The sequence below is a fragment of the Buchnera aphidicola (Therioaphis trifolii) genome (assembly GCF_005080705.1).
Lineage (GTDB): Bacteria > Pseudomonadota > Gammaproteobacteria > Enterobacterales > Enterobacteriaceae > Buchnera_L > Buchnera_L aphidicola_X.
The window spans coordinates 387,684-412,071 of the sequence record NZ_CP032996.1 but is presented as its reverse complement, the minus strand read 5'-3'; the positions used below and the strand labels follow the sequence as shown (position 1 = coordinate 412,071).

General features: G+C 19.5%; 24 protein-coding genes, 6 tRNA genes and 1 pseudogene. 21 read left to right on the top strand and 10 right to left on the bottom strand.

The window, feature by feature from the left end:
- The first annotated feature begins 7 nt into the window (after positions 1-7).
- From D9V81_RS02100 to D9V81_RS02075, 6 genes are all read left to right on the top strand, one after another.
- On the top strand, positions 8-1,966 hold the full coding sequence (locus tag D9V81_RS02100) for a UvrD-helicase domain-containing protein (protein WP_158349700.1): 1,959 nt from the start codon (positions 8-10) through the stop codon (positions 1,964-1,966).
- A gap of 61 nt (positions 1,967-2,027) precedes the next feature.
- Positions 2,028-2,363, top strand: coding sequence for a thioredoxin (gene trxA, locus D9V81_RS02095; protein ID WP_158349698.1), 336 nt, complete (start codon positions 2,028-2,030; stop codon positions 2,361-2,363).
- A gap of 185 nt (positions 2,364-2,548) precedes the next feature.
- A complete protein-coding gene (gene rho, locus D9V81_RS02090) occupies positions 2,549-3,808 on the top strand; it encodes a transcription termination factor Rho (protein WP_158349696.1) in 1,260 nt (419 codons plus the stop codon).
- 106 nt (positions 3,809-3,914) lie between these two features.
- Positions 3,915-3,988, top strand: a tRNA-Arg gene (locus D9V81_RS02085).
- Positions 3,989-4,067: 79 nt separating this feature from the next.
- A tRNA-His gene (locus tag D9V81_RS02080) sits at positions 4,068-4,140 on the top strand.
- Positions 4,141-4,179: 39 nt separating this feature from the next.
- A tRNA-Pro gene (locus D9V81_RS02075) sits at positions 4,180-4,253 on the top strand.
- Positions 4,254-4,259: 6 nt separating this feature from the next.
- Here the strand turns inward: D9V81_RS02075 and cyaY are convergent.
- Positions 4,260-4,598 carry an iron donor protein CyaY gene (gene cyaY, locus D9V81_RS02070; protein WP_158349694.1) on the bottom strand — a complete coding sequence of 113 codons (339 nt, stop codon included), beginning with the start codon at positions 4,596-4,598 and terminating at the stop codon, positions 4,260-4,262.
- Positions 4,599-4,729: 131 nt separating this feature from the next.
- On the opposite strand from cyaY, the gene dapF reads away from it, so the two are divergent.
- Both dapF and D9V81_RS02060 read left to right on the top strand, forming a co-directional pair.
- Positions 4,730-5,569 (top strand): diaminopimelate epimerase, encoded by an 840-nt coding sequence (gene dapF / locus D9V81_RS02065; protein ID WP_187306098.1) that lies wholly within the window; start codon positions 4,730-4,732, stop codon positions 5,567-5,569.
- Between the two features lie 76 nt (positions 5,570-5,645).
- Complete coding sequence (locus tag D9V81_RS02060) at positions 5,646-6,887, top strand: MFS transporter (protein WP_261978186.1); 1,242 nt, start codon at positions 5,646-5,648, stop codon at positions 6,885-6,887.
- 13 nt (positions 6,888-6,900) lie between these two features.
- Here the strand turns inward: D9V81_RS02060 and D9V81_RS02055 are convergent, their stop codons facing one another.
- Positions 6,901-7,632, bottom strand: coding sequence for a class I SAM-dependent methyltransferase (locus D9V81_RS02055; RefSeq protein WP_158349690.1), 732 nt, complete (start codon positions 7,630-7,632; stop codon positions 6,901-6,903).
- 166 nt (positions 7,633-7,798) lie between these two features.
- On the opposite strand from D9V81_RS02055, the gene D9V81_RS02050 reads away from it, so the two are divergent.
- Both D9V81_RS02050 and epmA read left to right on the top strand, forming a co-directional pair.
- On the top strand, positions 7,799-9,070 hold the full coding sequence (locus D9V81_RS02050; RefSeq protein ID WP_158349688.1) for a hypothetical protein: 1,272 nt from the start codon (positions 7,799-7,801) through the stop codon (positions 9,068-9,070).
- Between the two features lie 122 nt (positions 9,071-9,192).
- Positions 9,193-10,149 carry an elongation factor P--(R)-beta-lysine ligase gene (epmA, locus tag D9V81_RS02045; protein ID WP_158349686.1) on the top strand — a complete coding sequence of 319 codons (957 nt, stop codon included), beginning with the start codon at positions 9,193-9,195 and terminating at the stop codon, positions 10,147-10,149.
- A 34-nt stretch (positions 10,150-10,183) separates the two neighbouring features.
- Here the strand turns inward: epmA and D9V81_RS02040 are convergent, their stop codons facing one another.
- The 3 genes from D9V81_RS02040 to hslV are packed head-to-tail and all read right to left on the bottom strand — an operon-like array spanning position 10,184 to position 12,846.
- On the bottom strand, positions 10,184-10,933 hold the full coding sequence (locus D9V81_RS02040; RefSeq protein WP_158349684.1) for an FAD-binding oxidoreductase: 750 nt from the start codon (positions 10,931-10,933) through the stop codon (positions 10,184-10,186).
- A 34-nt stretch (positions 10,934-10,967) separates the two neighbouring features.
- Positions 10,968-12,299, bottom strand: a complete 1,332-nt coding sequence (gene hslU, locus D9V81_RS02035) for an ATP-dependent protease ATPase subunit HslU (protein ID WP_158349682.1) — start codon at positions 12,297-12,299, stop codon at positions 10,968-10,970.
- A gap of 16 nt (positions 12,300-12,315) precedes the next feature.
- Positions 12,316-12,846: an ATP-dependent protease subunit HslV gene (gene hslV, locus D9V81_RS02030; RefSeq protein WP_158349680.1), complete on the bottom strand. Its 531-nt coding sequence runs from the start codon at positions 12,844-12,846 to the stop codon at positions 12,316-12,318.
- Between the two features lie 177 nt (positions 12,847-13,023).
- Between hslV and rpmE the strand changes: the two genes are divergently transcribed.
- Positions 13,024-13,227, top strand: coding sequence for a 50S ribosomal protein L31 (gene rpmE, locus D9V81_RS02025; RefSeq protein ID WP_158349678.1), 204 nt, complete (start codon positions 13,024-13,026; stop codon positions 13,225-13,227).
- Positions 13,228-13,260: 33 nt separating this feature from the next.
- Here rpmE and D9V81_RS02020 read toward each other — a convergent pair.
- The 3 genes from D9V81_RS02020 to D9V81_RS02010 all read right to left on the bottom strand — a co-directional run bounded on the left by D9V81_RS02020 (position 13,261) and on the right by D9V81_RS02010 (position 14,482).
- Positions 13,261-13,333, bottom strand: a tRNA-Gly gene (locus tag D9V81_RS02020).
- 82 nt (positions 13,334-13,415) lie between these two features.
- On the bottom strand, positions 13,416-13,958 hold the full coding sequence (orn, locus tag D9V81_RS02015; protein WP_158349676.1) for an oligoribonuclease: 543 nt from the start codon (positions 13,956-13,958) through the stop codon (positions 13,416-13,418).
- Positions 13,959-14,032: 74 nt separating this feature from the next.
- A complete protein-coding gene (locus D9V81_RS02010; protein WP_158349674.1) occupies positions 14,033-14,482 on the bottom strand; it encodes an Hsp20 family protein in 450 nt (149 codons plus the stop codon).
- A gap of 162 nt (positions 14,483-14,644) precedes the next feature.
- Here D9V81_RS02010 and pgi point away from each other — a divergent pair, with 162 nt between their 5' ends.
- The 8 genes and pseudogenes from pgi (at position 14,645) to rplI (ending at position 22,233) form a co-directional block, all read left to right on the top strand.
- Positions 14,645-16,282 carry a glucose-6-phosphate isomerase gene (gene pgi / locus D9V81_RS02005; RefSeq protein WP_158349739.1) on the top strand — a complete coding sequence of 546 codons (1,638 nt, stop codon included), beginning with the start codon at positions 14,645-14,647 and terminating at the stop codon, positions 16,280-16,282.
- 43 nt (positions 16,283-16,325) lie between these two features.
- Positions 16,326-17,237, top strand: a complete 912-nt coding sequence (miaA, locus tag D9V81_RS02000) for a tRNA (adenosine(37)-N6)-dimethylallyltransferase MiaA (RefSeq protein WP_222836878.1) — start codon at positions 16,326-16,328, stop codon at positions 17,235-17,237.
- A gap of 216 nt (positions 17,238-17,453) precedes the next feature.
- Positions 17,454-19,016 (top strand): anthranilate synthase component 1, encoded by a 1,563-nt coding sequence (locus D9V81_RS01995; protein ID WP_187306097.1) that lies wholly within the window; start codon positions 17,454-17,456, stop codon positions 19,014-19,016.
- A gap of 2 nt (positions 19,017-19,018) precedes the next feature.
- Positions 19,019-19,588, top strand: a pseudogene (locus D9V81_RS01990) (aminodeoxychorismate/anthranilate synthase component II); the annotation flags it as partial.
- A 78-nt stretch (positions 19,589-19,666) separates the two neighbouring features.
- Entirely contained in the window at positions 19,667-20,971 is a 1,305-nt protein-coding gene (locus tag D9V81_RS01985) for an adenylosuccinate synthase (protein WP_158349666.1), read from the top strand.
- Between the two features lie 151 nt (positions 20,972-21,122).
- Positions 21,123-21,467 (top strand): 30S ribosomal protein S6, encoded by a 345-nt coding sequence (gene rpsF, locus D9V81_RS01980; protein WP_158349664.1) that lies wholly within the window; start codon positions 21,123-21,125, stop codon positions 21,465-21,467.
- A gap of 52 nt (positions 21,468-21,519) precedes the next feature.
- A complete protein-coding gene (gene rpsR, locus D9V81_RS01975; RefSeq protein WP_158349662.1) occupies positions 21,520-21,747 on the top strand; it encodes a 30S ribosomal protein S18 in 228 nt (75 codons plus the stop codon).
- A 36-nt stretch (positions 21,748-21,783) separates the two neighbouring features.
- Positions 21,784-22,233: a 50S ribosomal protein L9 gene (rplI, locus tag D9V81_RS01970; RefSeq protein WP_158349660.1), complete on the top strand. Its 450-nt coding sequence runs from the start codon at positions 21,784-21,786 to the stop codon at positions 22,231-22,233.
- Positions 22,234-22,433: 200 nt separating this feature from the next.
- Here the strand turns inward: rplI and D9V81_RS01965 are convergent.
- Positions 22,434-22,505: transfer RNA gene (locus D9V81_RS01965), tRNA-Ile, on the bottom strand.
- Positions 22,506-22,614: 109 nt separating this feature from the next.
- On the opposite strand from D9V81_RS01965, the gene D9V81_RS01960 reads away from it, so the two are divergent.
- Positions 22,615-22,687, top strand: a tRNA-Asn gene (locus tag D9V81_RS01960).
- Complete coding sequence (gene sbcB / locus D9V81_RS01955; RefSeq protein ID WP_158349658.1) at positions 22,658-24,133, top strand: exodeoxyribonuclease I; 1,476 nt, start codon at positions 22,658-22,660, stop codon at positions 24,131-24,133. The genes D9V81_RS01960 and sbcB overlap by 30 nt, the downstream gene beginning before the upstream one ends.
- A 6-nt stretch (positions 24,134-24,139) precedes the next feature.
- Here sbcB and D9V81_RS01950 read toward each other — a convergent pair whose 3' ends face one another.
- Positions 24,140-24,373, bottom strand: a complete 234-nt coding sequence (locus D9V81_RS01950) for an oxidative damage protection protein (RefSeq protein WP_158349656.1) — start codon at positions 24,371-24,373, stop codon at positions 24,140-24,142.
- Between the last annotated feature and the right edge of the window lie 15 nt (positions 24,374-24,388).

Genomic DNA, 24,388 nt, shown 5'->3' with positions numbered 1-24,388 from the left:
TATAATTATGTCATTAAATAAACAACAAATAGAGGCAATTCGTACAATTCAAGGTCCTTGTTTAATATTAGCTGGAGCTGGTTCAGGAAAAACTACTGTTATTATTGAAAAAATTATTCGATTAATTAATTATTATGGATATCATCCTAATGAAATTTTTGCAGTAACTTTTACTAATAAAGCTGCTCAAGAAATGAAAAATAGAATTAAAAAAAAAATTTTTATTAATTATAAAAATAATTTAAATAAATTAAATATTTTTACATTTCATTCATTAGGTATGAAAATTATTTCAAAATCATTAAATATATTAGGTTATAATAAAAATTATACATTATTCGATTATCATGATCAAATTCGATTAATAAAAAATATTGTTTCAAAAGAATTTCGTCATAATAATGATATTTTAAAAAAAATTATTAAATATATTTCGTTTCAAAAAAATAAAATATATAGTCCTAAAAAATCTAAAAAAAAAGCTTCTTCAAAAGAAGAAAAAATTTTTTCTGAATATTATCAAGAATATAATAATTTTTTAAAAAAATATAATGTTTTTGATTTTGATGATTTAATTTATGTTGCTGTATATTTATTAAAAAAATGTCAAAAAATAAAAGAAAAATGGCAAAATTGTATTAAATATTTATTAGTAGATGAATATCAAGATACTAATTATAGTCAATATAAATTAATTAAATTATTAAGTGGAAATAATTCTAATTTTACTTTAGTTGGTGATGATGATCAATCAATTTATTCTTGGAGAGGAGCAAATGTTGAAAATCTTTTATTTTTAAAAAATGATTATCCAAAATTACAAGTTATTAAGATGGAACGTAATTATCGATCTTCAAAAAGAATTTTAAAAGTAGCTAATATATTAATATCAAATAATCAACATATTTTTAAAAAAAAATTATTTTCTACTTTAGAAGATGGTATTAAAATTAAAATATTAAAATTAAAAAATGAATATGATGAATCTGAAACAATTATTTCTAAAATATTGTTACATAAATTAAAAAATAATTTAAAATATAAAGATTATGTTATTTTATATCGAAAAAATCAACAATCTAAAATTTTTGAAAAAAATTTATTTCAAAAACAAATACCATATGTTATTCATGAAAATAATTCTTTTTTTAATAAACCTGACATTCGCAATTTAATTTCATATTTAAAATTTATTATTAATCAAGATGATAATATTTCTTTTTTAAAAATTATTAATATTCCTTCTCGAGGAATTGGTATTTCTACTATAAAAAAAATTATTAAATATTCAAAATATTATAATAAAAATTATTATTTTGTTATTCAAGATATTAATTTTCAAAAAATATTACGTAAAAATACAAGAAATTTATTAAATAAATTTATAAAATTATGTGAAAATATTATACTTTTTTCTAAAAAAAATCCAAAAAAAATATTGTATAAAATTATTAATGATATAAAATATAAAGAGTGGTTATTAAAAAATAATAAAAATATTAAAAATAATATTCAAAATATTGAAATATTATTAAATTTAATAGATAATTATTTTAATACTTATATTAAATATAATAATATAATAAACTCATATGAAATACTAATAAAATTAATAAATCAATTATCGATACATGATACTAATATTAATGTCAGTAATAAAAATAATGATTATGATGCTATTCAATTAATGACTATTCATGCTTCTAAAGGTTTAGAATTTCCAATAGTATTTATTATAGGATTTGAAGAAGGTATTATTCCATCTTATCATAATGTAAAAAATAAAAATATATCTGAAGAACGTAGATTAGTTTATGTAGCTATTACCAGAGCAAAAAAAGAATTAATAATAAGTTTTTGTAATCAAAGATATTATTATGGTTCTATCATAGATATTAAACCTAGTCGTTTTTTATTTGAATTACCTAAAAATGATTTACTTTGGGAAAATTATTTAAAAGAATAAAATAAATTCATAATATAATAAATATATTTTAATAATTGTATAATAAATAGGAATTTAAAATATGAAAAATAATATCATTGTTTTAACGAATAATAATTTTCAAGAAATTGTTTTAGATTCAAAATTTCCAGTTTTAATTGATTTTTGGGCAGATTGGTGTGGTCCATGTAAAATTTTTTTTCCAATTTTAGAAGAAATTGCTAAAAAATATAAAAATAAACTAATAGTAGGAAAAGTTAATGTTGATGATTGTAAGGATATTATGTTAAATTATTCTATACAAAGTATACCAACTTTATTATTTTTAAAAAATAAAAAAATTATTGCAAGAAATTCTGGAGTAATTGCTAAATCAGAAGTAGAGAAATTATTACATGTACATTTTAATATAAAATAATTTAATAATTTATTATTTTTAATATTAAATAAAAATTATAGATATTTTTTTAATTTCATGTTATTATTATAATTAAGGTATTTAAAAAAAATATAAAAATTTATTATATACCTTATTTTAAAATAATCTTATTTTGATATTTTAAAATTATATATTAGTATTTTTTTTATTAAGAAATAATATTTATGAATCTTACTACACTTAAAAATATGTTAGTTTCTGAATTAATTATCCTTGGTAATAAGATCGGGTTAGAAAATTTAGCCCGAATGAGAAAACAAGATATTATTTTTAATATTCTGAAAAAACATTCAACAAGTGGTGAAAATATATTCGGAGATGGAGTTTTAGAAATTTTACAGGATGGATTTGGTTTTTTACGTTCTGAAGATAGTTCCTATTTATCTGGACCAGATGATATATATGTTTCTCCTAGTCAAATTCGAAGATTTAATTTAAGAACAGGTGATACTATTTCTGGTAAAATTAGACCACCAAAAGATGGTGAAAGATATTTTGCTTTATTAAAAGTAAATACAGTAAATTATGAAAAACCTGAAAGTGTAAGAAAAAAAATTTTATTTGAAAATTTAACTCCATTACATGCTAATTCTCGACTGAGAATGGAGCGGGGTAATGGTTCAAAAGAAGATTTAACTACTCGTGTATTGGACTTATCTGCTCCTATAGGAAGAGGACAACGAGGTTTAATTGTTGCTCCCCCTAAAGCTGGAAAAACAATGTTATTACAAAATATTGCTCAAAGTATTGCATATAATCATTCAGAATGTATATTAATGGTTTTATTAATTGATGAAAGACCTGAAGAAGTAACAGAAATGAAACGATTAGTAAAAGGTGAAGTAATAGCATCTACCTTTGATGAACCTGCTTTTCGACATATTCAAGTAGCTGAAATGGTTATTGAAAAAGCAAAACGTTTAGTAGAACATAAAAAAGATGTAATTATTTTATTAGATTCAATTACAAGATTAGCGCGTGCTTATAATACTATTATACCCTCTTCTGGAAAAGTATTAACAGGTGGTATTGATTCTAATGCTTTACATAGACCAAAGCGTTTTTTTGGATCAGCAAGAAATATTGAAGAAGGAGGTAGTTTAACTATTATTGCAACTGCTTTAATTGATACCGGGTCTAAAATGGATGAAGTAATTTATGAAGAATTTAAAGGTACTGGAAATATGGAATTATTATTATCACGAAAAATATCTGAAAAAAGAGTATTTCCAGCAATTGATTATAATCGTTCTGGAACTCGAAAAGAAGAATTATTAACTTCTTCAGAAGAACTTCAAAAAATGTGGATTTTAAGAAAAATAATTCATCCCATGCGTGAAATTGATGCCATGGAATTTTTAATTAATAAATTATCTATGACAAAAACTAATTATGAATTTTTTAATATGATGAAACGAAAATAATATATTTTTATTTTAAATTTATAAAAAAATAATTTATATAATTATATTAATATAATATATTTTTAAATATAATTTTATATTTAAAAATATATTATTTTATATAATAGCGCTCGTAGCTCAGTTGGATAGAGCGCTACCCTCCGAAGGTAGAGGTCTCAGGTTCAAATCCTGTCGAGCGCATATTAAATTATGAGTTATTTTAAATATATTTACTAAATATAAAAAATATGTTAATATATTTTTTAAATATATATTTTTGGTGACTATAGCTCAGTTGGTAGAGTTCTGGATTGTGGTTCCAGATGTCATGGGTTCGAATCCCATTAGTCACCCAATGATTTTATATAAAATATTTTAAAATTTAATTTATTCGGCGAATAGCGCAGCGTGGTAGCGCAACTGGTTTGGGACCAGTAGGTCAGAGGTTCAAATCCTCTTTCGCCGAAAAATTTTATTTTAAAAATTTTTTAAAATTTACCTTTTCTTTTCCTTGTAAATAAAATGATTCTTCTAAAATACTCCAAAAATTACGTTTACTGCGATTACATATCCAATTAGAATTTTGATAATTAAAATGATATCCATTATCTCTTGTTGCTAACCAAATTTGTTTTAATGATTCTTGTTTACTAATAATAATTTTATTTGTTTTTGAAAATGATATAATCATCATTTGATAATTATTTTCATAATCTATATCATTTTTACTATTAAAATTATCTAAATAATTTTCAATATTAAATAAAATTTTATTATAAATAATATTAAAATTTGATTGATTAATTTTCATAAATATTCCTTTTAAATTAAATGTATTTAATTAAACATTTTATTTTATTAATATCATAAATATTTTTTAATGATATAAATTTTTTATTAATTAATTCAATATTTAATATTATGTTAAGTAAAAATAAAAAAATATATTTTTCTAAAATGCATGGATTAGGTAATGATTTTGTTGTTATCGACAAAATTAATCAAAATATTCCTTTATCTAACAATATTATAAAAAAAATATCTAATAGAAATACTGGAATTGGTTTTGATCAACTTTTAATTGTTGAAAACCCAAAAAAAATAAATTGTGATTTTTATTATCGTATTTTTAATGCAGATGGTTCTGAAGTAGCTCAGTGTGGTAATGGAGCAAGATGTTTTGTTTATTTTTTACATTTAAAAAAATTAACTACTAAAAAAAAAATTTTAGTTCAAACAAAATATAATGATATGTTAATTCATTATATTGATAAAAAAAATATTATTGTTAATATGGGACATCCAAAATTTAATTCAAATAATGTTCCAAAATTTAAATTAAAAAATTTTAATTTAAATGTTATTAAAATTAATGATATAATTATAGAATTTGGAACAATTTTTATTGGAAATCCACATTGTATTATTTTAGTAAAAGATATTAATAATTGTTCTGTTAATAAAATTGGAAGATTATTAAATAATCATATTTTATTTCCTGAAGGTATTAATGTTAATTTTGTTCAAATAGTATCTTTAAATCATATTATGCTTCGTGTTTATGAACGTGGTGTTGGTGAAACTCGAGCTTGTGGTAGTGGTGCATGCGCTTCTGTAGTTCATGGAATTATACAAAATATTTTACAAAAAAAAGTTATTGTTACTTTATTAGGAGGTAATTTAGAAATTTTTTGGAGTGGATTTGGAGATTCTGTATATATGAAAGGTCCTGCTGAACATGTATATGATGGTTATATTGATATAAATTGTTTTGAAACTTAATGATTTTTTATATTTATTAATTTATATTATTTTAAATCAAAATATTAATTTTTAATATTGAAGGAGGAAAATTTTTTTGTTTCATTTAAATAAAAATAATAATAATGTAATTATTGATTTTAAATGTGATAATAAAAAATATATTGATTGTGGAACAAATAAATTTAAAAAAGTTATTATTGCTTTATTTTTAGCTGGATTAGCAACTTTTTCTATTTTATATTGTGTACAGCCTATTTTACCTACTTTTTCAAGTGAATTTCATTTAACTCCTGCTCAAAGTAGTTTATCTTTATCTGTTACAACAGCTACTATGGCAATAGGTATGTTATTTACAGGATCTTTATCTGATACTTTTGGTAGAAAAATAGTTATGAGTATATCTTTGTTATTAGCTACTTTTTTAACAATTTTATGTTCAGCTATGCATACTTGGATTGAAGTTATTATTCTTAGAATGTTGACTGGATTATCATTAAGTGGTGTTGCTGCTGTTGCAATGACATATTTAAGTGAAGAAATACATCCTGTAGTTTTACCATTTGCAATCGGATTATATATTAGTGGTAATACTATTGGAGGTTTTTCAGGTAGGTTTTTAAGTAGTGTTTTAGTACATTATTGTTCTTGGGAACGATCACTTTTAATTATTGGTTTAGTTTCTTTATTTGGTTCTTTATTATTTTTATTTTTATTACCTTCATCAAATAATTTTCATAGTATTTCTTTAAAACCTAGTAAAATTATAAAAAGTTTTTTTTTACAGTGTAGTGATCATATTTTATCTGTATTATTTTTTATTGGATTTATTTTAATGGGTAGTTTTGTTACTTTATTTAATTATGTTGGATATCGATTAATGATTCAACCATTTTTTTTGAATCAAATTGTTATTGGATTATTATCCGTTGTATATTTAACAGGTGCATATAGTTCTCCTAAATCAAGTGAATTTATTTTAAAATATGGTCGTAAAAATGTTTTAATTTATTCATTATTACTTATGATTTCAGGTATTATAATGACACAATGGGATATTTTAATTTTTATTATTTTTGGATTAATGTTATTTTCTAGTGGATTTTTTTCTGCTCATTCTGTTTCAAGTAGTTGGGTAGGTTATCGTTCTAAAGTTGCAAAAGGACAAGCTTCTTCATTATATTTATGTTGTTATTATTTAGGTTCTAGTATTTTAGGAACATTTGGTGGTATATTTTGGTCATTAGGTAATTGGTTTGGAATTTCAATTTTTATTATTACAATATTATTAATAGGTATAAAAATTGTACATCAATTAGATACTTCTATTAGTGATTAATTAGTATTTCATATTATTTTAAATAAATATCAAAACGATATTTTTTTGTTTTTATATTATAATTTGGTTTTTTTTTTGAAATTGTTTTTTCATTTTTTGGTCTTTTAACAACGACTTTATTTTTACAAAATAAAAAACATTTTTGAAATAATAAATTAGTATTTAAGTCATATTTAACTAAATTTTGAATTGTTCGTATTTCTTTTTTAGATAATGCATTATTTTTTTTTTTTTGAAACATAGGATCTAAATATATTACATCAGGTTTTGGTATATTTAATTGATTTATATTCATACTTGTATTATATATTATATTTATATTTTTTTTTATTAAATGTCCAATTTTTTTATCTTTATAACCTCGTTTTAATCCATCAAATAGTAAAATTGATAAAATAGGATGACGTTCAATCATTGTGACTTTACAACCATAAGAAAAAAATATAAAAGCATCTTTTCCTAAACCTGCGGTAGCATCTATAATATTTATAAATTTATTTTTTTTTATTTTAATAGCTTTTATTATTTTTATTTTTTTATCTTTTTTATATTTTTGATAATTTTTATAATTAAAATTTACCCATATATTTTTTTGAGATGATAATGAATTATTTTTTAATTCAATACGATTTGGTTTTATAATTAAAGAAAATTTAGAATTATTGTCATTTTTTAAATTCCATATTTTTTTAATTAATAAAAATTTTTTTTCACATTTATTAATAATGTTAATTTTGTATTTCATATTTAATTAATAATAATATTATTATTCAAAAATTATAATATATATTTTTTATTATAATTTAAAAAAATTTATTGAAATATTTTATTAAATATTATATATAATATTATTAATAAATATCCTTTTTATAAAAAAATAATTTATTTGAATAATAAAAGGGAATAAAAATATGTCATCTATTTTCCCTATTAATAATCCAATATCTTTAATAAAAAATATAAATAATTATAAAAATAATTCAGAAATAAAAAAAATAAATTTAAAAAAAAATATAAAAAATATTATAAATAATACAACTCCGGATTTTTTTAGTAAAAATTCAATTGAATTAATAAATCCTAATATTTTAAAAGATTTAGTAATTAATATTATTGAAAAATTAAATACTGATAATGTTTCACAGGTATTATCTGATCAAAATTTAAATAATATGACTATAAAAAACATTGAAAATAAAATTTTATCATTTATTCCAATTTTAAATTTTTCTGAAGAAATTAAAAATAAAAATTATAAATCTGTATTTTTAGATTTTATAAAAGATTATGTTGATCCTAAATCAAATATTAATAATTTTTTTATCAAAATGATTCCTAAATCATTTGATTTGATAGAATCTAATTTAGATGGATCTCAATTTATTAATACTATTAATAGATCAATTAATGTTATTAAAAATATTTTATTAATAAATAATAATAGTATAAATTCTGAAAATCAAACAAATAATAGAACTGTAGAACAATTAAATTCTAAAGTTAAAAAATTTAGTTTTTTTGATATGATTACAAATGGTGATAATTGGATTAATTTTTTTTCTAATTCAAAAATAGATAGTATTTTTTATAGTGTTACTAATAATCACATAAAATTTACTAGTTCACATAATGCTATTAAATTGAATTCATCTATTATTAGTGATATGAAAGATATTAATTGGGTTTCTTTAAATTTAATGAATGAACTTAGTAGTACTAATATTTTAAGTGAAAGAATTTTTAATGAAGCACAGAAAATTAAAAATATACGAGATGAAAATATTAATTTTATAAGTAATAATATAATAATTGATAATAAAATTATATCTTCTAAATCAAATCATAAAATTTTAAATAGTTTTAAAGTTCATATTCCTGATATTGATTTAAGAAATTTAGTTTTATCATGTTTAAAACAAGATTTAATTAGTAAACCTTGTTTGGATATTTTTTATAATAAAGTAGAAATATCTAAATTTAATCCTGAGAGATCTGCAATATTTTATTCAATTGAGAATTTAAAACATAGAAAAATAAAATTAACAGCTACTTATCTAGGTCATTTTATTAAAGATGAAACAAAGGAAAATAATATAACTTATAAAAATTTTGGTGCACGTACTTCAGTAATTTTATCTAAAAATAAACTTCCTGAAATTACATATTTTAATTTTATTAATTAATTAAAATATATTTTTTATTTTTGTTTATTATTTATATAAAATATTTTAGCCCATAATATTATGGGTTAAATATTTTATATAATAATCAGATATTTAATATTTTTTATTTTGGAATATAAAATATGAAAAATATTAATATGATATTATATAAAAGATCTAAAATAATATATAATATTCGTAATTTTTTTTTAAAGCATAATATTTTAGAAATTGAAACTCCTTTATTAACAAAATATACTATTACAGATGTAAATTTATTTCCATTAAAGTTGAAATATAAAGATATTAATTCTAATTCTAATTTAAAAATGTGGTTGATTACTAGTCCAGAATATCATATGAAAAGACTTTTATCTCTGAGTATAGGGTCTATATATCAAATTTGTCATGCTTTTCGTAATGAAAAAATTGGTGATTTTCATAATCCAGAATTTACTATTTTAGAATGGTATCAACCATTTTATAATATGTTTGATATAATGGAATTTATTGAATATTTTTTTAAAAAAATTTCTTTTTCAAATTTTTGTGATAAAATATCTTATAAAGATATTTTTATAAAAAAATTTTTAATTGATCCTTTTAATACAAATATTAAACAATTAAATTTAATTTTAAAAAAATTAAACCATAAACATTTAATTAATTTTAAAAATACAATTTTTGATTTATTAAATTTGATATTTTTAATAGGTATTGAACCTACATTAGGTAAAAATCAACCGATATTTATATATCATTATCCTGCTCATCAAGCAATGTTATCTAGAATAAATAAAAAAAATATTTGTATTTCTGATCGATTTGAATGTTTTTTTCATGGAATAGAAGTAGGTAATGGTTTTTGTGAATTAATTGATAGTAATGAACAAAAAAAAAGATTTGATTTTGATAATTTTAAAAGAATTCAAAAAAAATTTTCTCAACGATTAATTGATTTTCGTTTTATTAATGCACTAAAAAGTAAATATATGCCAAATTGTTCTGGTATAGCACTTGGTTTAGATAGAATAATTATGATAATGTTAAAAATAAAAAAAATTAATCAAGTTATCCCTTTTTCTTTTCAAGAATGTTAATTTTTTTTATTTTTTATTATTTATTGATATAATTTTACCAATAATTTTCACTACTAATATGTCCTGGATTTCTTCTTAAGTGTTTTTTTAAAAAATAAATTTGAGTAAGTATTAATTGTGTATCTTTTACCATATTTGGATTACCACATAACATAATATGAGAATTTTTTGAATTAATTTCATAACCTATTTTTTTTTCAATGATTTTTTTTTTTAATAATTCAGGTATTCTTCCTGTTAATGAATTTTTATTTTTTTCTTGACTAGTAATTGCTTGAAATATTAATTTATTATGATATTTTTTTTTTAATTTTTTTATTAATGGTAAATATACTAATTCTTCTGAATATTTAACAGCATATATTAGAATTATTTTTTTAAATTTTTCTAATTCGGATCCATCTTGTAAAATTGAACAAAATGGTCCTATAGCAGTTCCAGTGGCAAACATCCATAATATTTCAGATTTGGGAATTTCATTAATAGTAAAAAATCCAGATGATTCTTTAGAAATTAATATTTTTTCTTTTAATTTTAAATTATATAATTTATTTGACATTATTCCATTTGGAATTAATGTAATAAAAAATTCTAAATTTTTATTTTTTGGACTATTAACATATGAATATACTCTTTTAATATATTTTTTTTTATTTATTGGTACTGCTAGTTTTGCAAATTGTCCAGCAATAAATGGAGATATTGGAGCATGTAATATTAAACTAAATAATCTACTTGTCCATTTTTTTATGTTAATTACTTCAGCATTTACCCATTGAGTCATATTATACCTTTTAAAAATAAATAATTATTATTAATTATAATATAAATCGATTGAAATCTTCATTAAAAATTAATTGATCTAAATGTTTACTGACATATTCAGAATTAATATTAATAGTTTCATTTTTAATTTTATTAGACATAAATGAAATATCTTCCATTAATTGTTCTAAAACAGTATATAATCTTCTAGCACCAATATTTTCCATAATTTCATTGATTTTCCAAGATGCTTCTGCTATTTTATATATTCCATCTTTTGTAAATTGAATTTTTATTCCTTCTGTTTTCATTAATTCAATATATTGTTTAATAATTGATGTTTTTGGTTCTGTTAATATTTTTTCAAAATCTTGAATATTTAATGGATGTAATTCTACACGTATTGGTAATCTCCCCTGTAGTTCTGGTATAAGATCTGATGGACTAGAAACTTGAAATGCACCTGATGTTATAAATAAAATGTGATCTGTTTTAATCATTCCATATTTTGTAGATATTGTACATCCTTCAATTAATGGTAATAAATCTCTTTGTACGCCCTCTCTAGAAACATCTAATCCTGTTGTTGTTCCTCTTTTTTTACAAATTTTATCTAATTCATCAATAAAAACTATTCCATTTTGTTCAACTGATGTAATAGCTTCTTTTTTAATTTCATCTATATTTAATAATTTTAATGCTTCTTCTTCACAAAGTAAATTCATTGCATCTTTTATTTTTAATCTTTTTTTACTTTTTTTAGGACTATTTAAGTTTTGAAATAATAATTGTAGTTGATTTGTTAATTCTTCCATACCTGGAGGTGCCATAATTTCCACACCCATAGAATTATTATTTATATTAATTTCGATTTCTTTATCATCTAATTTACCTTCTTTTAATTTTTTATAAAACATTTTAATTGTTGTTTTTGGTTTTTTAGATTCATTATTTTCGGATTCTTCTGGAATAGTTGGTACTAATATATCTAATATTCTTTTTTCAGCCATTTTTTTAGCTTTTTTTTGATTTTGTTTATTTTTTTTATTTTTAATAATTTTAATTGCTATTTCAATTAAATCTCGAATAATTGAATCTACTTCTTTACCTACATAACCTACTTCAGTAAATTTTGTCGCTTCTACTTTAATAAATGGAGCATGAGCTAATTTTGCTAATCTTCTAGCAATTTCAGTTTTTCCTACACCAGTAGGTCCTATCATTAAAATATTTTTTGGTGTAATTTCATTTTGTAATTCATTATTTAATTGCATTCTTCTCCAACGATTTCTTAAAGCTATTGCTACTGCTCGTTTTGCTTTTTTTTGTCCAACAATAAATTTATTAAGTTCTTTTACAATCTCTTGAGGAGTCATAATTGACATAAAATAATCCTTTTTTTTATTTTTCTGAATGTAATTCTTTAATAATAAACATATGATTAGTATATATACAAATATCTGCTGCAATATTTAATGCTTTTTTTACAATACTTTTTGCATCTAATTGAGAATTTTTTAATAAAGCATAAGCGGCTGCTTGAGCATATGGTCCTCCAGAACCAATTGCAATAATATCATTTTCTGGTTGTATTACATCTCCATTTCCTGTAATAATTAATGATGTATTTTTATCAGCAACAGCAAGTATTGCTTCTAATTTTCTTAATATTCGATCACTTCTCCAATCTTTTGCTAATTCTATAGCAGATTTTTTTAATTGTCCTTGATATGTTTCTAATTTTTTTTCAAATAATTCAAATAAAGTAAATGCATCTGCTGTTCCACCAGCAAATCCTGAAATAACTTTATTATTATAAAGAGATCGTATTTTATTAACATTATTTTTCATTACAGTATTTCCTAGAGTAGCTTGTCCATCTCCCCCGATTACTACTTTATTATTTAATCTTATACTTAATATTGTTGTCATAAATTAATCTCTTGTATATGATATATTAATTATATATTTTAAATTTATTAATTTTAAATATTATATTTATTATATAATATTAATAAAAATAATTTTATTATTTTTTTTATTTTTATAATTATTTTAATTATAAAATTTAATTATTTAAATTTATTAATTATATTTATAGGAATTAACATGAAAAAAAATATTCATCCTAAATATAAAAAAGTTAATATTCATTGTTCTTGTGGAAATATTATTGATATATTTTCTACATTAAATAAAGATAATTTACATATAGACGTTTGTTCAAAATGCCATCCATTTTATACAGGAAAACAAAGAAATATAACTCAAGGAGGTCGAATTGAACGATTTAATAAAAAATTTTATAATTAAAAATTTTAATTTATAATTATTATTTAATTATTGAGCGGGAAACGAGATTCGAACTCGCGACTTCAACCTTGGCAAGGTTGCGCTCTACCAACTGAGCTATTCCCGCATATTAATATTATTAATTATAGTATATAACATAATTTAAATAAACTGAAAATATTTAAATAATATTATTTTATATGTTTTTTTTATTTTTGTATAAAAAAATTTTTATAAAATTTTAATTCATTAATTGAATTATAAATATCAAATAATGCTGTATGTGTTTTTTTTTTTGTATATTTTTTAATAATTTCTGGATTCCATCTTTTTATTAATTCTTTAATGGAACTAACATCAATATGACGGTAATGAAAATATGATTCTAATTTTGACATATATTTAAATAAAAAACGTCGATCTTGGCTAATAGTATTACCACACATAGGTGATTTTTTTTTTGGTACCCATTGTTGTATAAATTTTAATATTTCAATTTCTGCTTTATTTTCATTAAATTGACTATTTTTTACTTTATTAATTAAATTATTTTTTTTATGAACTTTTTTATTCCATTGATTCATTATTGAAAGAATATTTTTATTTTGATAAATTTGTATTAATGGTCCAATAGATAAAATTTTTAAATATTGATTTGTAATTACTACAGATATTTCAATTATTTTATGTTTTTCTGGATTTAATCCAGTCATTTCTAAATCTATCCATATTAAATTATTTTTATTTATCATTGTTATTATAATTTTTTTTTATTATAATTATTTTATATAATAACAATGATATAAAATAATATTATTTTTTTAAATTATTTTTTTTCTATATTAATTTTTTTTATTTTTTTTGATTCTGGAATTTCATATTCAAAATTTATTTTTAATAAACCTAATTTTAAAATAGCTTTATTAATTTTAATTGGATGATATAAATTAAAACTAATTGAAAAACTATTATTATTAATACCTTTATGTATATATTTTAAATTTTGATTTTGATTTTCTTTATTATTTTTAATATTTCCTGAAATAGTTAATTGATTATTTTCAATAGAAACATCTAATTGATGCTCATGATATCCTGGAACTACTAATATTAATTGATATTTTGTATTATCAAATTTAATAAAATCATAATCAGGAAGTTCAGATAAAGGTTTTTCTCCTGTTAAAGTACTAAATATTTTATCAATTTGATTAAATCTATTAGAAAATAAACTATTTGATAATGTTGGTAAAAAAGAAATAGAATTATAAGACATATTAAATCTCCTTAACAATTATCATATGAATATTTTTTAAAATTTTTTAAATTTTATATTTTTAAATTATATTTTATTTGATAATATAGGGATAATCTTTTTTTTTTTCAAGTTTTATATTAATATTTAAATAAATTATTACATATAAAAGGTAAATATATGATTAAACATCCTATTCCTAATCAAACTAATTCTTGGAAAAATTTAAATATACATTTTAAAGAAATACACAATTTACATCTATTTGATTTATTTAAAAATGATAATAATCGTTTTAAAAATTTTTCTTTTAATTTTAAAAATAAATTATTAGTTGATATTTCAAAAAATAGAATTACTAATACAACAATAAAAATATTATTAAATTTAGCTAAAGAAATGAATTTATCTCAAGCAATTGAATCAATGTTTTGTGGTGAGAAAATTAATTTAACTGAACAACGCCCTGTTTTACATACTGCTTTAAGAAATTTTAGTAATAATCCAATTTTTTTTAATGAATCTGATATAATGTTAGAAATTAATAAAGTATTAAATAAAATGAAATATTTTTCAGAAAAAATAATAAATGGAACATGGAAAGGATATTCTGGAAAAAGTATTCAAAATGTTGTAAATATAGGTATCGGTGGTTCAGATTTAGGACCTAAAATGGTAACTGAAGCATTACGTTTTTATAAAAATCATTTAAATATTTTTTTTATTTCTAATATTGATGGTACTGAAATTTTTAATATTTTGAAATTAATTGATTTTGAAACTACAATATTTTTAATATCTTCTAAAACTTTTACTACACAAGAAACTATTGTTAATTTTAAAACTATTAAAGATATTTTTTTTAAAAAAGTAAATAATAAAAATATTTTAGATAAGCATTTTTTTGCAATTACTGTAAATGAAAATGAAGCAATGCGTTATGGTATTACTAAAGAAAATATTTTTAAATTATGGGATTGGGTTGGTGGTCGTTATTCCTTATGGTCTGCGATGGGATTATCAATTATCCTATCATTAGGATTTGATAATTTTATTCAATTATTAAGCGGTGCTTATGATATGGATATTCATTTTAGAACTACAAGTTTTGAAAAAAATATTCCTGTCTTATTAGGTTTAATAGGTATATGGTATAATAATTTTTTTAATTCTGAAACAGAAGCTATTTTACCTTATGATCAATATTTATATAATTTTCCAATGTATATTCAACAGAGTAATATGGAATCTAATGGTAAAAATATTGATAAAAATGGAAATAAAGTTTCTTGGCAAACTGGACCTATTATTTGGGGAACAGTAGGAACAAATGGACAACATTCATTTTATCAATTAATACATCAAGGAACAAAATTAATTCCGTGTGATTTTATTGCTTCAATTTTTTCTCATAATCCTATTAATGATCATCATGTAATATTATTATCTAATTTTTTTGCTCAAACTCATGCTTTAGCTTTTGGACAAAATTTTTATAAAAATAATAATTTAAAAAAAAATACTTTACATGATGAATATGTAGAAAAATTTAAATTTTTTGAAGGAAATCGTCCTAGTAATTCATTTTTATTTCAAAAAATGGATCCTTATTCTTTAGGTGTATTAATTTCATTATATGAACATAAAATATTTACTCAGGGTGTAATTTTTAATATTTTTAGTTTTGATCAATGGGGTGTGGAACTTGGAAAAAATATATCTAATAATATATTTAAAAATTTAGTTAATAAGAAAAAAGAATTTAATTATGATTCTTCTACAGAAGGATTAATAAATTTTTATAATAATATAAAAAAATAAAATTATGTTGAATTATTATAATAAAAAAATTGTTATTTTTCTTATGGGTCCTACTGCATCTGGAAAATCAGAATTAGCAATGATATTAAGAAATTATCTTCCTATAGAATTAATTAGTGTTGATTCAGCTTTAATTTATAAAAATATGAATATTGGAACCTCTAAACCTACTGATATAGATTTATTAAATCATCCTCATCGATTAATTAATTTAATTGATCCTGGTAATTTATATTCTGTATCAAATTTTAGACATGATGTTATGATAGAAATTAAAAAAATTTTTAAAATGAATAAAATCCCCTTACTTGTTGGGGGTACTATGTTTTATTATTATATTTTACTTCATGGAATATCTATTTTACCAAAATCAAATTTAAGTTTACGAAAAAAATTATTATATTATAGTACAATAAAAAATGATAATTTTTTATATAGATATTTATCTTTAATTGATCATGATTCTTATAAAAAAATTCATCCTAATGATATTCAAAGAATAATACGTGCATTAGAAGTATATTTAATTACTGGAAAAAAAATGAGTTTTTTAAAAAAAAATATTTTAAATATATTCCCATATCAAACAATACAATTTGCTATTATTCCAAAAAAAAAATATTTATATAATAATATTAAAAATCGATTTTATTATATGTTACATCAAGGTTTTGAGTTAGAAGTAAAGAAATTATTTTATCGTGGTGATTTAAATATGAAATTACCTTCTATACGTTGTATTGGATATCGACAAATGTGGATGTATTTTTTAAATAATATTAGTTATGATGAAATGATTAAATTATCAATAACATCTACATATAATTTTTCAAAAAAACAAATAACTTGGTTAAAAACATGGAAAAATATTAATTTTTTATTTGATACAAATATAAATATATTAATTAAAAAAATATTAAAAATTATTTATTATCAATATTTATTTTTTAAATAAATATATATTTATTTTTTAAATATTTAAATTTAATAAAATAATTTTTTTTATAAATATTATTTATTTATTTTAATAATTGATTATACTATTTATTATATTTTATATTAAATTATTTAATTTTATATTATTATATAATAATGTAATTTATTTAATATAAAATATATTTTAAATAATAATATAAACAATTATTTAATATAAAATAAATATATGATAAATATTGAAAATCAAAAATGTGAAGTTGAAATTATAAAAATAGATGCTCCATATAAAAATAATCCAGCAGCAGTTTTTTATGAAATTTGTGGTAATAAAAAATCAACTTTATTATTAGAATCTGCTGAAATTAATAAAAGAAATCAAGTTAAAAGTATGATGATTATAGATTCTGCAATACGTATTACATCATATAAAAAAACAGTAATTTTTGAATCTATTACTCAAAATGGTAAAAATATTTTAGATAGAATATATATGGTTATTCCTAAAGAAATAAAAATTTATTATTATAAAAATAAATTAAAATTAATATTTCCAAAATATAATTTCAATTTAGATGAAGATATTAAATTAAGATCATTATCAGTATTAGATTGTTTTCGATTTATTTTTAAATTATTAATATTAGATCAAAATGATTTAGATTCTATTTTTTTTGGAGGAATGTTTTCATATGATTTAGTAAATACATTTGAAATTTTACCTAAAACAAAAAATTTTCAGCAATGTCCAAATTTTTGTTTTTATTTATCTGAAGTATTATTAACAATTAATCATTTAAATAAAACTAGTATAATTCAAGGTAGTATATTTTCTAAAGATATTTCAGAAAAAATTCGAATTCAAAAAAGATTATTTAATATTCAAAAACAATTAAATAAAAAATTAACTAATATACCTATTAAAAAAATATATGGATCTAATATTACAGTTAATTTTAATGATATTCAATATCAAAAAATTGTAAAAACAATGAAAGAATACATAAAAAAAGGAGAAATATTTCAAGTTGTTCCGTCAAGAAAATTTTTTTTATCTTGTCCATATCCCTTATCAGCATACGATACTCTTAAATTAAATAATCCTAGTCCTTATATGTTTTTTATGCAGGATATAAAATTTACTTTATTTGGAGCATCTCCTGAAAGTTCATTAAAATATAATCCTAAAAATCGAAAAATTGAAATTTATCCTATTGCTGGAACACGACCTAGAGGTTTTGATAATTTAGGAAATTTAAATTTAGATTTTGATAGTAGAATAGAATTAGAAATGAGAACTAATCATAAAGAATTATCAGAACATGTAATGTTAGTAGATTTAGCAAGAAATGATTTAGCGAAAATTTGTATACCAGGTACTAGATTTGTTTCTCAATTAACTAAAGTTGATAAATATTCTCATGTTATGCATTTGGTGTCAAAAGTTATAGGAACGTTAAAACATGATTTAGATGTTTTACATGCATATTTAGCATGTATGAATATGGGTACTTTAACTGGAGCTCCAAAAATTCGGGCTATGGAATTAATTTCTCAAATAGAAAAAGTAACACGTGGTAGTTATGGAGGAGCAATTGGTTATTTTACAGCATCAGGATTATTAGATACATGTATTATTATTAGATCGGCATATATTGAAAATAATATTGCTACTGTTCAAGCTGGAGCTGGTATTGTCTTGGATTCTATTCCTATTGAAGAAGCTAATGAAAGTCGTAATAAAGCACAAGTAGTTTTAGATTCTATTATTCAGTCTAATTATAAAAAAGGCATATTATAAACATGTATCGAGATATTTTATTAATAGATAATTTTGATTCTTTTACATATAATATTGTAGATCAATTAAGATGTACTGGGAATAATGTTATAATTTATCGTAATAATATTTCAATTAATATTATTTTATCAAGATTATTAAAATTAAAAAATCCAATAATATTATTATCACCAGGTCCTGGTAAACCGGAACATTCTGGTTGTATGTTACATTTATTAAAATTAGTAATTGGTAAAATACCTATTATTGGTATTTGTTTAGGTCATCAGGCTATTGTACAGTATTATGGTGGAACAATAGGATATGCAGATAAAATTTTACATGGAAAAACATCATATATATATCATGATCAAAAAGCAATGTTTTCTAATTTTTCGAGTCCATTATTAGTAGCGCGATATCATTCTTTAATTTGTAAAAATATTTCAAAAAAATTAATTATTAATGCTATATCAAATAATATGGTAATGGCAGTTCGAAATGATTATGATAAAGTTTGTGGTTTTCAATTTCATCCAGAATCTATTTTAACTACATATGGTTTTAAATTGTTAAATGATACATTAAATTGGTTAAATAATTAAATATATTTTTTTAAAGTATTTATTTTTTAAATTTATTTTTATATTAATAAAAATATAAGGTTTTTTATGAATCGTAATATTGTTATATTAGGTATGCAATGGGGTGATGAAGGTAAAGGGAAAATTGTAGATTTTTTAACTTCTCATGCAAATTATGTTGTACGATATCAAGGTGGACATAATGCTGGACATACTTTAGTAATAAATAATAAACAAATTATTTTACATTTAATTCCATCAGGAATATTGCATGATCATGTAATTTGTATTTTAGGTAATGGTGTTGTTATTTCACCTAGTAATTTATTACAAGAAATGGATATGTTATCAGAATTAAATATTTCTTTAGAAAATCGTTTATTTATATCTCATAATTGTACTTTAGTTTTACCATATCATGAAAAAATAGATATTTTAAGAGAAGATATGTTAAAAAATAAATGTATTGGTACTACAAGAAAAGGTATAGGTCCTGCGTATGAAGATAAAGTATCTCGTCGTAGTTTAAGAATATGTGATTTATATAATACTTCTTTATTAAAATATAAATTAAAAAATATTATTAATTATTATAATTTTCAAATTGTAAATTATTATAAATCAGATCCTGTTGATTATAATATTATTTTAGAAGATTTATTAAAATTAAAAGAATTATTTAAAAATAAAATAAGAGATATTCCTTTAATTTTAAATCAAGCATATGATAATAATAAAAAAATTATTTTTGAAGGAGCACAAGGTGCATTATTAGATTTAGATCATGGAACTTTTCCATATGTTACTTCTTCAAATAGTACAATAGGAGGTATTTTTACCGGTTCTGGCGCATGTTTTAATCAAATACATAATATATTAGGTATTGTAAAAGCATATTGTACAAGAGTAGGATCTGGTCCATTTCCTACAGAATTAAAAGATGAAATGGATGAGTATTTATGTCAACAGGGACAAGAATTTGGTTCTACAACTGGTCGAAGAAGAAGAACGGGTTGGTTAGATTTAGTATTATTATCAAGAATGGTGATGTTAAATTCAGTTTCTTCTTTATGTTTAACAAAAATTGATGTATTAGATGAATTATCAGAAATAAAAGTATGTATTGCTTATAAAAATAAAAATACTGATCAAGTTATTAGTAATCCATTTGAATATTTAAATTGGGAAGAATTAAAACCAGTATATAAAAATTTACCTGGTTGGAAAACATCTATTAAAGGTATAACTGTATTTTCAGATTTACCTGATGCTCTTAAGAATTATATTTCTTATATTGAGAATTATATTGGAAATAATATAAAAATTGATATGTTGTCTATTGGACCTGAAAGAATAGAAACAATTATAATACGTGATGTATTTAATTTGTAACTTTATTTATTTTAATATATATAATAATTTTTATTATTTATATAATTAAATATTTTTTAAATTTTTTAATATATTTAATAATATATAATATTATTTTATATTATATATTATATAATATATTAAAAAATAATTTATAAGGAATTTTATTTTCATGCGTCATTATGAAATTGTACTTATGATACATCCTGATCAAACATCAGAGCAATTAATGAAAATTATTAATGAATATAAAATGTTTATTACAAAGAATAAAGGATTAATACATCGTTTTGAAGATTGGGGAAGAAGACAATTAGCATATTCTATTAAAAAATTACGTAAAGCATATTATATATTAATGAATATTGAATTATCTCCTAATATTATTATACAATTAAAAGAAAAATTTCGTTTTAATAATCTTATTATTCGTAATTTAATTATTCATAAAAAAGATAAAATTCAAATTTCATCACCAATCTTAAAGATGAAAGATGATAAAAAAATATTAAAATAATTAAATTTTTTTATTATTTAATTTTTAAATATATAATTTTTAAGGAAAAAATATGATTCGATATTTTCGAAGAAGAAAATTTTGTAGATTTACAGCAGAAAAAATTACTCATATTGATTATAAAGATATATCTATTTTAAAAAATTATATTACTGAAAATAGTAAAATTGTTCCTAGTAGAATAACAGGAACATGTTCAAAATATCAAAAACAATTATCTCGAGCTATAAAACGTGCTCGATATCTTGCATTAATTTCTTATACTGATCAACATCGTTAATATAATTTTATAAAAAAAATAAGAAAAAAGGTAAAAATGAAAATTATTTTATTAAAAGATATTCAAAATTTAGGTAAATTTGGAAATATTATTACAGTAAAATCAGGATATGCTAGAAATTATCTCATACCATATGGTATGGCATTATTTGCAAATAAAGAAAATATTCAAAATTTACAAAATAAAAAACAAGATGTTCAAATTAAAGAAATTATAAAAATTAAAAATTCATATTTAAGAATTAGAAAAATTAAAGAAAAAACTCCAATTGTTATTTTTTCAAAAGCAAGTAAAAAAGGAAAATTATTTGGATCAATTGGATTAAAAGAAATTTTAAATGCAATTACTGGATTAGGAATTAAAATTAAAAAAAATGAATTAATAATTAGAGATGGGTTAATTCGTAATTTAGGCAATTATAATATTATATTTCAACCTCATAAAGAAGTATCATGTTATATAGCAATTAAAATACTTTCTCGTTAATTATAATTTATATAATATAATATATTATTAAAGAATGTAATTAAAAAGATGTATTATTTATAATACATCTTTATTTTTATAAAGATATAATATAATATATAATTTTATATTTTTTAATATATATATAATAATTAACTAATTTATAATATATTTTTTAGTAACTTAATTAATTTTATTAAAAAATTATTTAATTATAAAATTGGCCCTTGCTGGATTTGAACCAGCGACCAAGCGATTATGAGTCGCGTGCTCTACCACTGAGCTAAAGGGCCTATTTAAAAAATATTATAATATTTTAATTTATTATATTATATATTTATTATAATATAATTAAAAGTTTTTGACAAAATTATTTTTACATGGTAATATATAAATATATAATCCTCTGTAGTTCAGTTGGTAGAACGGCGGACTGTTAATCCGTATGTCACTGGTTCGAGCCCAGTCGGAGGAGATAATTTTTTTAATTTTTTTTAAATATAATATTGTGATTAATTTAAAAAATAATAATTTTAGTTTTTTATTTTATGATTATGAAACATTTGGAATTCATCCTGCTTTAGATAAACCTGCTCAATTTGCATGTATAAAAACTGATTTTGATTTAAATATTATTCAAGATCCAATTTGTTTATATTGTTATCCTTCTAATGATTATTTACCTAATCCAGAATCAATTCTATTAACTGGAATTACACCTCAATATACCATAAAATATGGTATGAATGAATTTTTTTTTTCTAAAAAAATATTTAAAATTTTAAATATTAATAATATGTGTATTATTGGTTATAATAATATTAAATTTGATGATGAAATTACAAGAAATATTTTTTATAGAAATTTTTTAGATCCTTATTCTTGGAGTTGGAAAAATGGTAATTCTAGATGGGATTTAATACAAATTATCCAAGCTTGTTATATTTTATCTCCTAATAATATTTTATGGCCAAAAAATAAATTAGGATATATAAGTTTTAAATTAGAAGATTTAACTAAAATTAATAATATTAAACACAATTCACATGATGCTTTATCTGATGTATATGCAACTATTGATTTAGCTCGTTTAATAAAAAAAAAAAAACCTGAATTATTTGATTTTTTATTTAAATATAGATTAAAAAAAAATATTAAAAATTTAATTGATATTCAAAATTATATTCCTTTAATTTATATTGTAAATTTTTTTAATAAATTAAAAAATAATTTAATTTGTATTCTTCCTATTTTGTGGGATTCTAATAATCCTAATAATTTATTATTTTTTAATTTACATATGGATGTTGATTTATTAATTAAATATTTATATAAAACAAAAATTCATAATATTAATATTCAAACATTATATAAATTAGGAATAAATTTTTTAAAAATAAATAAATGTCCTATATTGGTTCCAATTGATTTTTTTAATAAAAATAAATTAACAAAATTAAATATAAATCTTGATTTATTTTTAAAAAAAATTGATATTTTACAAAAAGAAAAATTAATTTTTAATAAAATTAAAAAATTTTTAAAAAATTATACTTATAATAATATTACAAATAATGTTGATTTAAAAATATATCATTCTTTTTTTTCTGAAAAAGATAAAAATATTATGAAAAAAATACAAACTATTAAAATAAATTTTTGGAAAAAAATAAATGTTAATTTTTTAAATAAAAATTTAGAAGAAATATTTTTCAGATTAAAAGCAAGAAACTTTCCTAATTTATTAAAAGAAAATGAAAAAAAAATATGGTTTAATTATCGTAAAAAAATATTTAATTTAAGTAATTTAAATGAATATTTTATAAAATTAAATCAATTATTAGAAATATATCGTTATAATGTTAAAAAATATAATTTATTAATAGATTTAAAAAAATATGTATATTCAATAATTATATAATTTTTTTTATTTTTTTTTAAATAAAAATTTTATCATATATTGTTCAACTTTATTGTTATCTTTTTGATTAATCATATTTAAATTATTTTCATTAATAAATTTTGTTTGTTCATGAATCCATATTTTCCAAGCTTTTTTAGAAATATTATTGTAAATTTTTTTTCCTATTTCACCAGGATAAAATGGTTTTTCAAAACCTTCTAATTTTTTTTTAAAATATTTACAAAAAATAAATTTCATATTATTTTTTCATAT

Coding starts and splice junctions, on each gene's coding strand:
- hslV (WP_158349680.1), bottom strand. CDS start 12,846: ATGACAACAATATTAAGTATAAGATTAAATAATAAAGTAGTAATCGGG.
- cyaY (WP_158349694.1), bottom strand. CDS start 4,598: ATGAAAATTAATCAATCAAATTTTAATATTATTTATAATAAAATTTTA.
- rpsF (WP_158349664.1), top strand. CDS start 21,123: ATGCGTCATTATGAAATTGTACTTATGATACATCCTGATCAAACATCA.
- D9V81_RS01950 (WP_158349656.1), bottom strand. CDS start 24,373: ATGAAATTTATTTTTTGTAAATATTTTAAAAAAAAATTAGAAGGTTTT.
- rho (WP_158349696.1), top strand. CDS start 2,549: ATGAATCTTACTACACTTAAAAATATGTTAGTTTCTGAATTAATTATC.
- rpmE (WP_158349678.1), top strand. CDS start 13,024: ATGAAAAAAAATATTCATCCTAAATATAAAAAAGTTAATATTCATTGT.
- orn (WP_158349676.1), bottom strand. CDS start 13,958: ATGATAAATAAAAATAATTTAATATGGATAGATTTAGAAATGACTGGA.
- rplI (WP_158349660.1), top strand. CDS start 21,784: ATGAAAATTATTTTATTAAAAGATATTCAAAATTTAGGTAAATTTGGA.
- D9V81_RS02050 (WP_158349688.1), top strand. CDS start 7,799: ATGTCATCTATTTTCCCTATTAATAATCCAATATCTTTAATAAAAAAT.
- trxA (WP_158349698.1), top strand. CDS start 2,028: ATGAAAAATAATATCATTGTTTTAACGAATAATAATTTTCAAGAAATT.
- D9V81_RS02055 (WP_158349690.1), bottom strand. CDS start 7,632: ATGAAATACAAAATTAACATTATTAATAAATGTGAAAAAAAATTTTTA.
- hslU (WP_158349682.1), bottom strand. CDS start 12,299: ATGTCAATTATGACTCCTCAAGAGATTGTAAAAGAACTTAATAAATTT.
- D9V81_RS02040 (WP_158349684.1), bottom strand. CDS start 10,933: ATGACTCAATGGGTAAATGCTGAAGTAATTAACATAAAAAAATGGACA.
- epmA (WP_158349686.1), top strand. CDS start 9,193: ATGAAAAATATTAATATGATATTATATAAAAGATCTAAAATAATATAT.
- miaA (WP_222836878.1), top strand. CDS start 16,326: ATGGGTCCTACTGCATCTGGAAAATCAGAATTAGCAATGATATTAAGA.
- sbcB (WP_158349658.1), top strand. CDS start 22,658: ATGTCACTGGTTCGAGCCCAGTCGGAGGAGATAATTTTTTTAATTTTT.
- rpsR (WP_158349662.1), top strand. CDS start 21,520: ATGATTCGATATTTTCGAAGAAGAAAATTTTGTAGATTTACAGCAGAA.
- D9V81_RS02100 (WP_158349700.1), top strand. CDS start 8: ATGTCATTAAATAAACAACAAATAGAGGCAATTCGTACAATTCAAGGT.
- D9V81_RS02010 (WP_158349674.1), bottom strand. CDS start 14,482: ATGTCTTATAATTCTATTTCTTTTTTACCAACATTATCAAATAGTTTA.
- D9V81_RS01985 (WP_158349666.1), top strand. CDS start 19,667: ATGAATCGTAATATTGTTATATTAGGTATGCAATGGGGTGATGAAGGT.